The organism is Christiangramia sp. 3-2217-3z (assembly GCF_051195275.1).
Classification (GTDB): Bacteria; Bacteroidota; Bacteroidia; order Flavobacteriales; family Flavobacteriaceae; genus Christiangramia; species Christiangramia marina.
Window position 1 is genome coordinate 298,106 of sequence record NZ_JBNJLI010000004.1, and the last position, 13,898, is coordinate 312,003.

Annotated in this window: 15 protein-coding genes and 1 pseudogene; 10 read left to right on the forward strand and 6 right to left on the reverse strand. The window is 37.2% G+C overall.

Features of this window, described 5'->3' with window-relative positions; translation table 11 throughout:
- Positions 1–123: 123 nt before the first annotated feature.
- The gene (locus ACSHZO_RS09580; protein WP_298247217.1) at positions 124–1,320 is read right to left on the reverse strand and encodes a hypothetical protein; all 1,197 of its coding nucleotides are present in this window, start codon (positions 1,318–1,320) and stop codon (positions 124–126) included.
- A gap of 277 nt (positions 1,321–1,597) precedes the next feature.
- Between ACSHZO_RS09580 and ACSHZO_RS09585 the strand changes: the two genes are divergently transcribed.
- On the forward strand, positions 1,598–2,878 hold the full coding sequence (locus tag ACSHZO_RS09585) for a carboxypeptidase-like regulatory domain-containing protein (protein ID WP_298247218.1): 1,281 nt from the start codon (positions 1,598–1,600) through the stop codon (positions 2,876–2,878).
- A gap of 65 nt (positions 2,879–2,943) precedes the next feature.
- Here ACSHZO_RS09585 and ACSHZO_RS09590 read toward each other — a convergent pair whose 3' ends face one another.
- Positions 2,944–3,528, reverse strand: a complete 585-nt coding sequence (locus ACSHZO_RS09590) for a hypothetical protein (protein WP_298247219.1) — start codon at positions 3,526–3,528, stop codon at positions 2,944–2,946.
- Positions 3,529–3,740: 212 nt separating this feature from the next.
- On the opposite strand from ACSHZO_RS09590, the pseudogene ACSHZO_RS09595 reads away from it, so the two are divergent.
- A pseudogene (locus tag ACSHZO_RS09595) lies at positions 3,741–4,617 on the forward strand (AraC family transcriptional regulator).
- A 42-nt stretch (positions 4,618–4,659) separates the two neighbouring features.
- On the opposite strand, the gene ACSHZO_RS09600 reads toward ACSHZO_RS09595, so the two are convergent.
- Positions 4,660–5,010: a 4Fe-4S dicluster domain-containing protein gene (locus ACSHZO_RS09600; RefSeq protein ID WP_298247220.1), complete on the reverse strand. Its 351-nt coding sequence runs from the start codon at positions 5,008–5,010 to the stop codon at positions 4,660–4,662.
- Between the two features lie 134 nt (positions 5,011–5,144).
- Between ACSHZO_RS09600 and ACSHZO_RS09605 the strand changes: the two genes are divergently transcribed.
- From ACSHZO_RS09605 to ACSHZO_RS09640, 8 genes are all read left to right on the forward strand, one after another.
- A complete protein-coding gene (locus ACSHZO_RS09605; RefSeq protein WP_435066994.1) occupies positions 5,145–6,209 on the forward strand; it encodes an acyl-CoA reductase in 1,065 nt (354 codons plus the stop codon).
- A gap of 74 nt (positions 6,210–6,283) precedes the next feature.
- Positions 6,284–7,351, forward strand: a complete 1,068-nt coding sequence (gene serC / locus ACSHZO_RS09610) for a 3-phosphoserine/phosphohydroxythreonine transaminase (RefSeq protein ID WP_298247221.1) — start codon at positions 6,284–6,286, stop codon at positions 7,349–7,351.
- Between the two features lie 17 nt (positions 7,352–7,368).
- A complete protein-coding gene (locus ACSHZO_RS09615; protein WP_298247222.1) occupies positions 7,369–8,322 on the forward strand; it encodes a D-2-hydroxyacid dehydrogenase in 954 nt (317 codons plus the stop codon).
- A gap of 6 nt (positions 8,323–8,328) precedes the next feature.
- A complete protein-coding gene (locus ACSHZO_RS09620) occupies positions 8,329–8,877 on the forward strand; it encodes a hypothetical protein (protein ID WP_298247223.1) in 549 nt (182 codons plus the stop codon).
- A gap of 30 nt (positions 8,878–8,907) precedes the next feature.
- A complete protein-coding gene (locus tag ACSHZO_RS09625; protein WP_295179202.1) occupies positions 8,908–9,327 on the forward strand; it encodes a DUF6146 family protein in 420 nt (139 codons plus the stop codon).
- A 29-nt stretch (positions 9,328–9,356) separates the two neighbouring features.
- Complete coding sequence (locus ACSHZO_RS09630; RefSeq protein WP_298247224.1) at positions 9,357–9,662, forward strand: DUF6787 family protein; 306 nt, start codon at positions 9,357–9,359, stop codon at positions 9,660–9,662.
- A gap of 1 nt (position 9,663) precedes the next feature.
- The gene (locus ACSHZO_RS09635; RefSeq protein WP_298247225.1) at positions 9,664–9,990 is read left to right on the forward strand and encodes a hypothetical protein; all 327 of its coding nucleotides are present in this window, start codon (positions 9,664–9,666) and stop codon (positions 9,988–9,990) included.
- Between the two features lie 28 nt (positions 9,991–10,018).
- The gene (locus ACSHZO_RS09640; protein WP_298247226.1) at positions 10,019–12,328 is read left to right on the forward strand and encodes a TonB-dependent receptor; all 2,310 of its coding nucleotides are present in this window, start codon (positions 10,019–10,021) and stop codon (positions 12,326–12,328) included.
- 56 nt (positions 12,329–12,384) lie between these two features.
- On the opposite strand, the gene ACSHZO_RS09645 is transcribed toward ACSHZO_RS09640, so the two are convergent.
- The 3 genes from ACSHZO_RS09645 to msrA are packed head-to-tail and all read right to left on the reverse strand — an operon-like array spanning position 12,385 to position 13,882.
- Positions 12,385–12,690, reverse strand: coding sequence for a hypothetical protein (locus ACSHZO_RS09645; RefSeq protein ID WP_141877847.1), 306 nt, complete (start codon positions 12,688–12,690; stop codon positions 12,385–12,387).
- A gap of 42 nt (positions 12,691–12,732) precedes the next feature.
- On the reverse strand, positions 12,733–13,329 hold the full coding sequence (gene folE / locus ACSHZO_RS09650) for a GTP cyclohydrolase I FolE (protein WP_298247227.1): 597 nt from the start codon (positions 13,327–13,329) through the stop codon (positions 12,733–12,735).
- Positions 13,319–13,882 (reverse strand): peptide-methionine (S)-S-oxide reductase MsrA, encoded by a 564-nt coding sequence (msrA, locus tag ACSHZO_RS09655; protein WP_298247228.1) that lies wholly within the window; start codon positions 13,880–13,882, stop codon positions 13,319–13,321. Before msrA ends, folE begins: the two co-directional genes overlap by 11 nt.
- Positions 13,883–13,898: the final 16 nt, after the last annotated feature.

The following is a 13,898-nucleotide window of genomic DNA, read 5'->3' on the forward strand; positions in this document are numbered from 1 at the left end:
TTGCGGCTGCAAAGATAGGTATTAGATTTGAGAATAACATACATCCTTTACGCAGCTTGACCGAATAAAAAAAGCCCTGTGAATATATTCAACAGGGCTTTTATAAACATTGAAATAATTTAATTACTCCACAATATACATTTCGTTGGAAGCTCTTATATATTCCTGTGGATTAAAAGTACTTTCGAAACTATTTCTTACCAGATCTAGTTTTAATCTTAGATTTTTCATCTCATCCTTCAGGAATGGGTCATTTTCATACTTAGCGATCAGTTTTTCGTATTTTTCAAGATTCTCCAGAATCCTGAAAGTCAGCATCCCGAAACGTATCTTAAGATTCTGTACCGTTAGCATCTGGTCATGATATTCCTGCTTCCAGTTTTCCGGATTGGTCTTTCGCTCTTCTACGATCTTATTTTCAGCAATTTTGGAAATATCCAGAATATACTGTGTTCGCTTTTTAGCATCAGTTTCGTTCGTGAATTTTTCAGTAAAACCATTGCGGGAGATTCCGAGGATCTCTACCAGGTTGTCTTCAATAGCTTCCTGTTGCAATTCTTTAAGTTCATTCAGGTTCTTATTAATTCCTTCCCATTCGGTTTCGATAAGATCCTTATCATGGGTAAATTGCGAAATACTAGTGGTAAGCTTCAGCATTTTAATGCTTTTCTCTCTTAACTCTTTGTCTCTTCTATTTAGTGAACCAACAAACTGACTGATCCCATCAATCAGGCTTCCTGCAAACATTCCCGTAAATGGTGTTCCTTTTGCCAGATCCCCTGTCACCTGCAACATATGATTCAGCGCTTCCAGCTTAGCATCGTCCTCCTTCTCTTCTTCAATGTACCCTTTGAATTTGCCAAACCATTGCTGGTATCCTTCATAATTCATAGGATTACTTACTTTATCCAGTGTAGAATAGAATTCACGCGAACTATTAAAAAGACTTAGAGGTTTTATTTCGCGCTCCATAGAAGCAAGATTAAGAACCGCTGAGCTATAATTGTACTTATAAACACTTACCGTATTCTTATCAATCTCTTCCTGTCGCTGCTCTAAAAACTTAACTCGCTCCAATAGTTTCTCTACTTTTTCTGAAGCCGAATTTGAAGTACGAATACTTTCGTCCAGATTAGTGATCTTGGTATCGATCTCTTTAATTCTGAATTCCAGATTCTGACTTAGCAACGAACGTTCCCGGTTAAGTTCTTTTAATACCTGCTCAGTAACAGATGCACTCTGATCTTCACTATATAATTGTGCTGAAGCTGAAATACTTCCGAAGAAAACGAAGAGAGCGGCGAAATATATTTTATGCATAGTTGATTGGTTTTAAAATCCTTTGATAACGAAGAATTGATGGTCATATTTCATGCCATACGAAAAAATGATTGTTTACAGATGAGCTTTGAGTTCAATGTGTGGATAACTGAAACAATATACATGTGTGGTTTAAAATTTTTCAGGACTACAACTATTATTTGAAATATGTGCATATTGAAAGATTAACAATCGTTCAGTTCAATAATTAGCTAATTCACATCTTTATAAGCATTTAAATAGTTATATTGTATAAGTTTAAGTAAACTTTAATAATATGACTATGAATGCAAAACGTTTAAACCCTATTTCAGGAAAAAGTAGCCTGCTATTTTTTCTAAGTTTTATTCTAGGTTCATTACAGATTTATGCTTTTCAGCCTTCGGCTAAAGCGTTTAATGAATATAAAGGTGAAGTGGTGAATGAGAGAACCGGAAGGCCTATTTCTTCAGCATACCTTTCCCTGAATAATAGTAACATTTCAACCATCACGAATGCTGATGGTGTATTTTCTCTCAAGGTTCCAGAGGATATGACTGAAGCTACCGTGACCATATCTGTTCTTGGATTTCAGAGTAAAACTCTTCCTCTGGATTATTTTAAACCGGAAGATACCCGTATTGAACTTTCAGAAACTATGGAAGAACTTACGGAAGTTAGCTTATATAAGGCAACGAATCCACGTTTACTGGTTCAGGATATGCTAGACAAAAAGGATGAAAATTATCTTTCAGATCAAAGTATTATGACTTCCTTTTACCGGGAAACAATCAAGAAAGGATGGAGTAATGTTAGCTTATCTGAAGCAGTTGTTAAGATCCACAAAACTTCTTATAAGGACAGTAAGAAAGATCTTGTGTCCTTGTATAAAGCCAGAAAAAGTACAGATTATGATAAACTGGATACATTGGCGTTAAAATTACGCGGGGGCCCATTTAATACATTATACCTGGATATGATGAAATACACAGAGTATGTACTTAGACAAGGTATGATGGATAGTTATGATTTTAGCTTTGATGAGCCTGCCAAGATCAATGATCGATATACCTATGTTGTAAATTTCAGAGAACGTGATGAGTCAGATCCATGGTATTACGGGAAACTTTTTATCGATGCTGAAACTTCAACTCTGGTCAAGGCAGATTATAACCTGAACGTGGATAATAGAAATGCAGCTCAGGAAATGTTTGTAAAGAAAAAACCAAACGGAGCGAAAGTTTATCCTACTGAACTGAATTATCAGGTTGATTACGCACAGAATAACGGCAAGTGGCACTTTGCTTATGGAAAAGCGCAGATGGATTATGTAGTTAATTGGAAGCGAAAGATATTCAATTCTAAATACAAGATCAATAGCGAAATGGTGGTGACCGACTGGCAGCCATATTCTGAAGAAGAATTTAAAATGAACCAGGAGCTAATTAGACCTAATATCGTGATGATTGATGATGTATCTGGTTTTTATGACTCCCAATTCTGGGGTAATAACAATATTATCGAGCCTGAGAAATCTATTCAGAATGCGATCGATAAGATCAAACGCAAAATGGATTAAGCTTAAAATATAAATTAAGAAACCCGCCAGTTGGCGGGTTTCTTAATATCTCAAAATCGAATTGACTATCCTATTTCGATAACTTGCTCAAAACTATCTTCAGTAGTTTCAATTATAAAGGTGTATTTACCAGAATCCACTTCAGAGAAATCAAACGCCTTTCTAAGTTCTGGTTCTCTGGTTTCAAAATTGCCAACCTTTATTCCTTTCTTATCGAAGACTTCAACACTAAGTTTTGATTTATTTAGATTGGGCATATATACCACTACCTGATCTGCTTCGATTTTAAAGCAAGGTTTGAAAGCGAATTTGTAATTAGCCTGGTCAACTTTAATTTGATCATTTAATTTAGTAATCACCGTGGTAGACTTACAGTACATTTTATTCAGAACCAGTAAATATTCACCATCTTTTAGCGAATCGAAATTTAACTTCTTCGAAAACCTGGCGTTTTCCTCCAGTTGATCTCTGAAAATAACCTCTGCATTTTGACTTAAAAGACTAAGCTCAGACCCATATTCAGTTTTCTGTATGTCTACGATGAGATCATATTGATTTTCTACTTTTAGATTCACACCATCTGTGGCAGAACTACTTAATGATACCAGTAACATGAATGCTACTACGAAATTGTTGATTGTGTTTTTCATAATCTAATGTTTTAAGTTATACATGGATTGACTGATGTAAACTTACCCTAGATCTACCTCCTAAAGTAGCGTTGGATAATCCAGTTTATGTACTCAATTACCCTGACGAAATCCATTTCAAACGTTATCGGTTAATCCAGCACATATAATTGCTAATTTTGTTCCACAAGCAATTATTCTTCAGATGTAATTTTAGACGTAATCTCAATAATATGAATACAACATCGAAACCAAGGCTGGAAAGAATAGAACCTGGATTTGGAAGTTCATTTTCATATAGAACCCATGATAAATTCCAGGTTGGTTCAAAAAAGACCTTTTGGCACTATCATCCGGAGGTCGAACTGGTTTACGTGAATGGCGGCTGCGGAAAGCGGCAAATAGGAAGTCATATATCTTATTACAGGAATGGTGATCTTATATTGATTGGATCGCTTCTCCCGCATTGTGCTTTTACCGATGGGCTCACTAATCATAATTGCGAAACGGTGATACAGTTTAGAAATGATTTTCTTGGAAATGATTTTCTGAACACACCTGAAATGTCACGAATCCAGGACCTCCTCGAAAGAGCGAAAAAAGGAATCGTTTTACATAGCGACACTAAGCGTCGTATAGGAGCTATCATTGAATCCTTACGAGAGCTTAATCCTTTTCAGAAATTGCTTGGATTACTGGAAGTTTTAAATTCACTTGAAAAAACTGGCGATTATACGATTTTGAATGCTGAAGGTTTTTTACTGGAAACTAACTTACAGGATAATGACCGATCAATATCATTTTTAATTATGTAAAAGAGCATTTCCAGAGACCAATTAGTTTAAAGGAGATAAGTGATAAGGTTAGTATGACCAACCCGGCATTCTGCAGGTATTTTAAAAGAATTACCGGAAAAACATTTACTCAGTTTGTGAATGAGTACAGACTTGCGCATTCAGCGAAACTATTACACGAAAGACAGATAAGTATAACCGATGTTTGCTTTGAAAGTGTTTTTACAATTTTAGTCATTTCAATAAGCAATTCAAGGCATTTACCGGGAGGTCACCTTCAGTCTATAGAAGTGAACTAAAATTTAGCATCACATAAAAAAACCCGCCAATTGGCGGGTTCGTATTTATAAATCGATCTTTAATCGTGATGCATAAAACTTTGTTTCTGAAGTAATTTTTCTTCAGATTCAACATGCTCATCATCTGGAACACAACAATCTACTGGACAAACTGCCGCACATTGAGGTTCTTCGTGAAAACCTTTACATTCGGTACATTTATCTGGTACTATATAGTAAATTTCGTCGCTTATAGGTTCCTGAGCTTCATTTGCGTTGGCTTCTTTCCCTCCGGGAAGTACCACATCACCTTCTAGATCGGTTCCATCTGCATATCTCCAGTCATCTGCACCTTCGTAAATTGCCGTGTTAGGACACTCTGGTTCACAAGCACCGCAGTTTATACATTCATCGGTTATTACAATTGCCATAGCTCTGTTTTTATTGGTAAATTTAAGTACTGAGCGAAAAAAGACCTGAGCTTTTAGAGAAAATTATGGTTAATAGCTTCGGAAACTTTAATTTCGCTGCACAAATTTAAGATAGGCCACCCTCATAACCAAATATGAACATGACAATCGAAGAGCATACTTCAAACCTTGTTGCATTAGGAAAATTTCTAGGTCAGTTTCAGAACGATGGAGTTCAAAGACATCCAGATTTTTCAGAATTAGATGAGCTTACTAACGAAATGCATGAGAAGATCGATGCTTCCATTCATCGTAACGGATGGTTTACCCGGGAAAATATTGTGTTCTCACTTCAGCAGTGGAACGAAGCATTAAAATTCGAGAATATTAAAAAATGGATAGGTCGCTATGATCTTTCAAATTCTGGCGGAAAAAAAATCGGGATCGTCATGGCTGGAAATATTCCGCTGGTTGGTTTCCATGATTTTATTTCCACGATCATCTGTGATCATAAAGTACAGATAAAACAATCCTCCAGTGATGAGCTATTACTACCTCTTATCGCTCGATTTCTTATCGAGCAGAATTCAGAATATAAGAACCGGATAGAATTCACCAAAGGGAAACTAGAGAATTTTGATGCGGTGATCGCCACAGGAAGTGATAATACAGCCCGGTATTTTGAATATTACTTTAAAGGAAAACCAAACATTGTTCGCAAGAACAGGAATTCTATAGCTATCCTTACTGGTAATGAATCTAAAGAAGAACTTGAGGCTTTAAGTGAGGACATCTTTCTTTATTATGGTTTAGGATGTCGTAATGTATCTAAATTGTATGTGCCTGAAGGATATGATTTTGACCAGTTCTTCAAGGCTATGTATTCCTGGAATACTATTATCAACGAAAATAAATATGCCAATAATTATGATTACAACAAGGCAGTTTATTTAATGAGCGAATACAAGATCCTTGATAATGGTTTTCTAATGCTGAAAGAGGATGAAAGTTTTGGTTCTCCAATCGCAACAGTCTTTTACCAGACCTACAAGGATGAGGATAACCTGAAAGAAGTTCTAGAATCCAATTCCGAGAAATTGCAGTGTATAGTAAGGAAAAATCCAAAGCCTAATGAAGTTGCATTTGGTAAAACACAAAAACCAGAATTGTGGGATTACGCAGACAATATTGATACTATAGAATTCCTTAGTAAACTTTAATCTTATCATTTCGATAACAGCAAAGACCTTCTAAATTTGGCATCTTTGTGAATACACACTTATAATACACACTAATGAAAAAGCATAATTTCAGCGCAGGTCCGTGCATATTACCACAGGAAGTATTTCAGGAAGCTTCCCAATCGATTCTGGATTTTAATAACTCTGGTCTTTCGATACTGGAGATTTCTCACCGTAGTGCAGATTTCGTGTCGGTTATGGAAGAAGCCCAGAATTTAGCTCTTGAACTTTTAGGGTTACAGGATAAAGGTTATAAAGCACTTTTTCTTCAGGGAGGCGCGAGTATGCAATTTTTAATGACTGCTTATAATCTACTGGATAGCAAAGCGGCCTATCTTAATACCGGTACATGGTCCTCCAAGGCGATCAAGGAAGCCAAATTATTTGGTGAGGTGATAGAAGTAGCATCCTCAAAAGACAAGAACTTCAATTATATTCCGAAAGACTATTCAATTCCTGAAGATGCAGACTATTTTCACTGCACTAGTAACAATACAATTTTTGGAACACAGATAAAGGAATTTCCAAAAACTGATGTTCCCATCGTTTGCGACATGAGTAGCGATATATTTTCTAGACAACTTAATTTTCAAGATTTTGATCTTATTTATGCCGGAGCCCAAAAGAATATGGGACCAGCCGGAACTGTTCTTGTCGTTGTAAAAGAAAACATCTTGGGCAATGTTGACCGGCAGATCCCAAGCATGATGGATTATCAGGTGCATATCTCAAAGGATAGTATGTTTAATACACCTCCTGTTTACGCGGTATATGTTTCCATGCTTACCATGCGATGGATCAAAAAGAATGGTGGTATCGCTGCCATGGAAAAAAGAAATGCAGAGAAAGCAGCTCTTTTATATGACGAAATTGATCGTAATCCTTTATTCGAAGGCTTTGCCGCTAAAGAAGACAGGTCCCCAATGAACCCTACTTTCAACCTTAAAGATGAGGCTCATAAAGATCAATTCGATAAATTGTGGAAGGATGCTGGCGTGAATGGTCTTAGCGGACATAGAAGTGTGGGTGGATACCGAGCATCCATGTACAATGCATTATCAATTGAAAGTGTGCAGGTAGTAGTAGATCTCATGCAGAAATTAGAAAAAGAAATAAACTAATCCAGACATAAATTAGAATGAAAGTATTAGCAAATGACGGTTTATCACAAAGTGGTGTACAACTATTAAAGGATGCCGGCTTTGAAGTCATCATAAAAAAAGTTGCCCAGGATCAACTGGAAGATTACTTAAAGAATAATGGTATTAGCGTACTTCTTGTACGCAGTGCTACAGAGGTTCGCAAGAATATTATAGATAATTGTATACATCTTAAAGTTATTGGACGTGGCGGTGTCGGGATGGACAATATCGATGTGGAATACGCCCGGAGTAAAGGTATTACCGTGATCAACACTCCTGAAGCTTCATCAGCTTCCGTGGCAGAACTTGTTTTTGCTCATCTTTTTGGAGGTGCCAGAAAATTGCATGATTCCAATAGAAATATGCCTTTGGAAGGTGATTCCAGATTTAAGGATCTCAAAAAATCCTATGCCGGAGGATCTGAATTGCGTGGCAAAACACTTGGAATTATAGGTCTGGGCAGAATTGGTCGTGAAGTGGCTAAAATTGCTTTGGGAGTTGGTATGCGTGTGGTTGCCAGCGATAAGGAAGTTGGAGAAACCGAGATCACACTGGATTTTTATAATGACCAGAAGGTTACCATTCCTATTAAGACTGAACCTGTAGAGCAGCTAATAGAACATGCAGATTTCATTAGTTTACATGTTCCCGCACAGTCTAAACCAATTATTGGTAAAGCTGAATTTGATAAAATGAAAAAAGGGGTGGGAATCATTAACACCGCTCGTGGTGGTATTTTAGATGAAGAAGCGCTTCTGAATGCGATCGAAGATGAAAAGGTTTCTTTTGCTGCTTTGGATACTTTTAAGAACGAACCTTCCCCAGCCATAAAATTATTGATGAACGAAAGTATTTCACTTAGTCCGCATATTGGTGCTGCAACTAGTGAGGCTCAGGAAAGAATTGGAGAAGAACTGGCACATCAAATTATCAAAATAATTAAAAAATAGAAGGCAATGGCAAATATTCTGGATCTTTTCAAAATTTCAAAGGGTAAAGAGCTCATCCAAAATACTCATGCGGAGTTAAAACTGGAAAAAGAATTGGTCCTGCAAATATTCGCATGCCTTTTGCCATGGACTATATCCAGGCTTGAACTATCTAAATCCAGTTCAGCACTGGCAAAATTTAGTGATTTAAAGTTTGCAGATTTATTGAAGGAAAGTTCTATTATCTCTTCGGAAGATAAAAAAGTGATGAACTCATTACTGGAAGACACATTCAAGGTAGAGTCTCATAGTTCAGAAAAATTTATAACTATTGCTGAAAACATTACGGTTTCGATCATTTCTGAAATCCTATCTCTAGACGGCAAATTGGAGCTTACTGAAATTAAACAAACGTTATTAGGTGCTTCTGAAAAAGCTTCAGAAGAATTTATAAAAGTAATTACGAGCGGATCAAATGATACCGCAGATCATATCAAACCTGCCGGAAGAATTGCTCTGGAAGATAAAGACTCTTCCGAAGACAGTATTTTAGGAGGTTTTACAGGAGGGAAATAGGGAATGCTTATTGCAGCTAATTAAATTATTATGAAGAATCTAATTTACATTTGCTTACTGGCCTTATTTATTTATAGTTGTGGCTCCGGTAGATCCAGAGATTTTAAGGATAGGGATGCAACTAATGATACTGTTCGTATCGCCAATGATAGTCTCGAATATGAAATTATTATCATTGAACCAGGATTCAATTTGTTCATCAATTCCTATGCTCGACCGAGAGGATATCATACGCAGTCTTATCTGGAAAATAAAAACCAATTTCTGGTTACTGAATATAATACAAGGGTTATGCAACCACAAACCTACGATCCTAATTTATATATTAATCAAATAAACTACGATTCGAACATTGATTATGGGTATGAGGTAAATTATTTGCTGTACAATTATTTTGTTTTTTTCAGCAGGCATTACAACCAACGATTTAGTGTTCCTACACGAATTTGATTTTTTAAGCAAAATCGTATATTTGCCGTATGAAAAAACTGAAGGCTAGATGGGGAATTGATGATAACTGGCAGCTCTTTGTAATATTGCTGGTATTTGCCATCACGGGTTCTTCTTCTGCGAAAATTGCCGGTCCACTCTGTGAATTTCTTGGAATTACTTCTGAAACTACACACTGGAGCATTTACTGGACACTTCGAATTTTATTGATCTTTCCAATATACCAGGTTTTATTGGTAAGTTTTGGTTGGATCTTTGGTCAGTTTGAATTTTTCTGGGCTTTCGAAAAGAAAATGTTGAGCAGGCTGGGTTTCGCTAAAATGTTTAATTCCTAATATGGCTTTACTGAAGAACATACTCCTAATTTTTACGGCGGTACTCATACTGCTTCCTACAGGAGTGAGTTTTTCACATACATTCTCAGATCATGGACATAAATTATGTGATAATTATGCAGATCAGCATTATCATGATAAGTCTTTAGATTGCGAACTTCATAAGTTTCAAAAGAATCCAATTATATCTCTGGACGTCCAGAGTTTTGAATTTGCTGAGGTCATCTATACCTCTACTCTTACCTACGATTATTATCGATTTTTAAATGATTATGAACCATTGTGCTATGAGCTACGTGGTCCACCTGCTTTATCTACTACAGGATAATTCAGTTTTAATCATTTTAAATATTTCAATGTGTAACACAATGTTATTGACACTGCTATTGGCAGTGCAGTCCATTATATATGGACAGAATTCCCTGAGCGGAAAAATCACCGATCAGGATACTCAGGAACCAGTTCTTAGTGCAAATATCTATTTCCCTGCTCTTGAAAGAGGGACGATGACAGATCTTGATGGTAATTTTAAAATATCAGATCTGCCTAGCGGGAATTTCAAAATGGTAATTTCCTCCATAGGATATGCCAGTTATACCCAGGATGTGGTTCTACCTTCCCAGGATATAACCATTACTTTAAAACCTTCAGCAATAGAAATGGAAGAGATAATAGTATCCACACCTTTTCACCAATTACAAAGCGATAATGTGATGAAGGTGGAACGTGAAAGTGTTTCTGAACTTTCTAAAAATGGAGCTGTAAACCTTTCCGAAGGAATTACTCAAATAGCGGGAGTTGAAAATCTAACGACTGGATTGGGTATTGGAAAACCAGTAATTAGAGGATTGAGTTCTAATCGTGTGCTAGTGTATACTCAGGGAGTTCGTTTAGAGAATCAGCAATACGGCGATGAGCATGGGTTGGGAATTAGCTCTAAAGGGATTGCCAGCGTGGAAGTTATAAAAGGACCTGCCTCTTTACTCTACGGAAGTGATGCAATTGGTGGAGTTTTATATCTGAATCCCGAAAGATACGCCCCTGAGAATAGCACGAAAGCAAGTCTGGAGTCAGATTATTTTACAAATACGCTAGGGTATCAAACTAGTTTAATGGCTTCTAGTGCTGGTGATCGACTAAAGTTTATTGCACGAGGAAGTTATGCGGCTCATAGTGATTATGAAACGGGAGATGGAGAAAGAGTTAGCAATACTCGTTTCAATGAGAAAGATATCAAAGCGGGAATTGGTTTCCAGAATAGTGTTTATAAAGGAGATCTACGATACAACTTTAATAATTCAGAAATTGGTATTCCGGAAGAACTGGGTGTTCAATCCACTAATAAACAGCCACTTCTACCCTACCAGAATATTGACAACCATATCCTGAGTCTTGATAACAAGTTCTATCTGAATAATTCCAGTATCGACCTGAAAGTTGGTTACCAGTTTAACGATCGCCAGGAATTTGAAGACCACCATCATCACGAAGATCATGAAGGTGAAGAGCACGAAGAACACGAGGGCGAAGAGCATGAAGAGGAAGAACACGAAGGTGAAGAGCATGGAGATGAGGAGCATGAAGGCGATGAACCAGCTCTTGAGATGCATTTAGAAACTTTGAACTATAATCTAAAATACAATTTCCCCAAGTTCGATAACCTGGACGTTATTGCCGGAGTACAGGGAATGTGGCAAAGCAACGAGAATTTTGGTGAGGAAATTCTAATACCTGATGCGACAACTACTGACTTTGGTGTATTCGCCACTGCTCATTATCACTTACCACGAATTGACTTTCAAGGAGGAATTCGATATGATAATAGGTCTATTGAAACGGAATCTTATATTGCAGAGGACGGTGATATACTTGATGAAGTAGATCGACAGTTCAATAGCTTTAATGGAGCTTTAGGTGCAAAATTGGATATTACCGAATATCTTACCGCCAGGTTAAATCTTGCCAGTGGCTTTAGAGCGCCTAATTTATCTGAACTAACCTCTAATGGTTCTCACAATGGTGCTAACAGATACGAGATTGGAAATCCTGATCTGGATAATGAACAGAACTTCCAGATCGATCTTGCCGTGGAATGGAGAAATCAACATTTCGAAGCTTTTGTAAATGGGTTTTCTAATAATGTAAACGACTATATATTTATAAGTCCGTCAGGAGAAATTATAGATGACGAGAATGTATTTCGTTATCAGCAAGATGACGCTAAATTGTATGGTGGCGAAATAGGTATCCACCTTCACCCACATCCATTGGACTGGCTTCACCTGGAAAGTAGCTTTGAAACAGTAACCGGAAAACTGAATAATGATGATTACCTTCCTTTAATTCCAGCAAATTCTCTTACGAATACATTCAGGGTTGAGTTTGATAAAGGGAAGTTATTATCGGGTTCTTATAGTTTTATAACACTAAAGAATGTTTTTGATCAGGAAAACCCTGGCAGTTTTGAAACCCGAACTGGTGGTTACAGCCTGGTGAATCTGGGTGCCGGAACTGAGCTTAGAACAAACAGCGCGTTATTTGAATTGCGACTAAGTGTAAACAATCTATTTGATAAGAATTATTTTTCACACCTGTCCCGATTAAAGAATGATAGCATATCTAATATAGGGAGAAACATAATGCTCTCTGCTAATATTCATATTTAAATAAAAAAAAGGGCTACTGAAATTAGTAGCCCTTTTTAATTTATATCTGGTAAATCCTAGTAACTTTCTACTTCGATTACCTGTGGTTGCATCATAGGTTCCTTCTTCCAAACATAGGTGTATAGATACATTAATGTAAACGTCGGAATTATATCAGTTCCTGGAAGGATCTCTTCAATAAAAACGAGTACGGAGGCTAATTTACCTTTTCTACCCGGATACATATCTCTCATCTTTTTAGCAGCATATGGCGCCCATAGTAAATCCAGAAATGGACCTACGAATGGAATGGCAACAGTTGCCATCCCTACAAGGTCGTATACCAGACCTTTTGCAAATAATTTATTTTTAAATAGCTTCATGTTTTTTGTTTTGACTATTTAAAAGCAAATAAGGTGCCAAATCTATTTAAGGTCGGAGCTTATAAGTTTCAGGAACTCATTCCTGGTTTCAATTTCTTTGAACTGACCACGGAAACCCGATGTTGTGGTGGCACTGTTCTGCTTCTGCACTCCGCGCATCATCATACACATATGTACCGCTTCGATCACCACAGCTACTCCCTGAGGTTGCAGTGTATTGTTCAAACATTCCAGAATATCATGGGTTAGTCTCTCCTGTACCTGTAACCTTCGGGCAAAAACGTCCACGACACGAGGAAGCTTACTCAGTCCTACGATCTTTCCGTTAGGGATGTATGCTATATGAGCTTTTCCGAAGAATGGCAGCATATGATGTTCGCAGAGTGAATATAATTCTATATCCTTCACTACAACCATTTCATCATAATCTTCAGAAAACATAGCTTTCTTCAGAATTTTTTCCGCATCCATTTCATATCCCTGAGTTAAGAATTGCATTGCTTTGGCAGCTCTTTCAGGAGTCTTAACGATTCCTTCTCGTTCGGGATTTTCTCCAACGCCCACAATGATGTCCTGAAAACTCTGTTTCATTTTCCCAGTAACCTCCTGGTTGTATTCTTCAAAAAATTTATATGCCATGATTGTTAGTTTGCTTCAGCTTATCTGAAAAATACTTTTTCAGCTTTGATATTTTCGGGTCAATTATAAACTGGCAATATGGTTGTTGCCTGTGTTGATTGTAAAAATCCTGATGTTCCTGTTCTGCAACATAAAAAGCGGAAGCTTCAGTAACTTCGGTAACGATAGGATCGTCAAACGCATTTTCTTCTTCAATTACTTCTATGGTTTTTCTCGCTATCTTCTCCTGTTCTTCATCATGGAAGAATATCGCGCTTCTATATTGGGTTCCAACATCATTCTGCTGCCTGTTAAGTGTCGTTGGATCATGGGTCGCAAAAAACACCAACAGTAATTCGTTGTATGCAATCTTATCTGGATCGTATGTAATCTGTATTGCTTCTGCATGCCCGGTGCGACCTGTAATGATCTCTCTATAGGCGGGATTCTTGATCGCACCCCCTGTAAAACCTGATACCACTTTTTCTACACCATTCAATCTCTGAAAAACAGCCTCTGTACACCAAAAACATCCTCCGGCAAGGGTCGCTTTCTTCAAATTATCTTCATTCATAACCTGCAATATAATT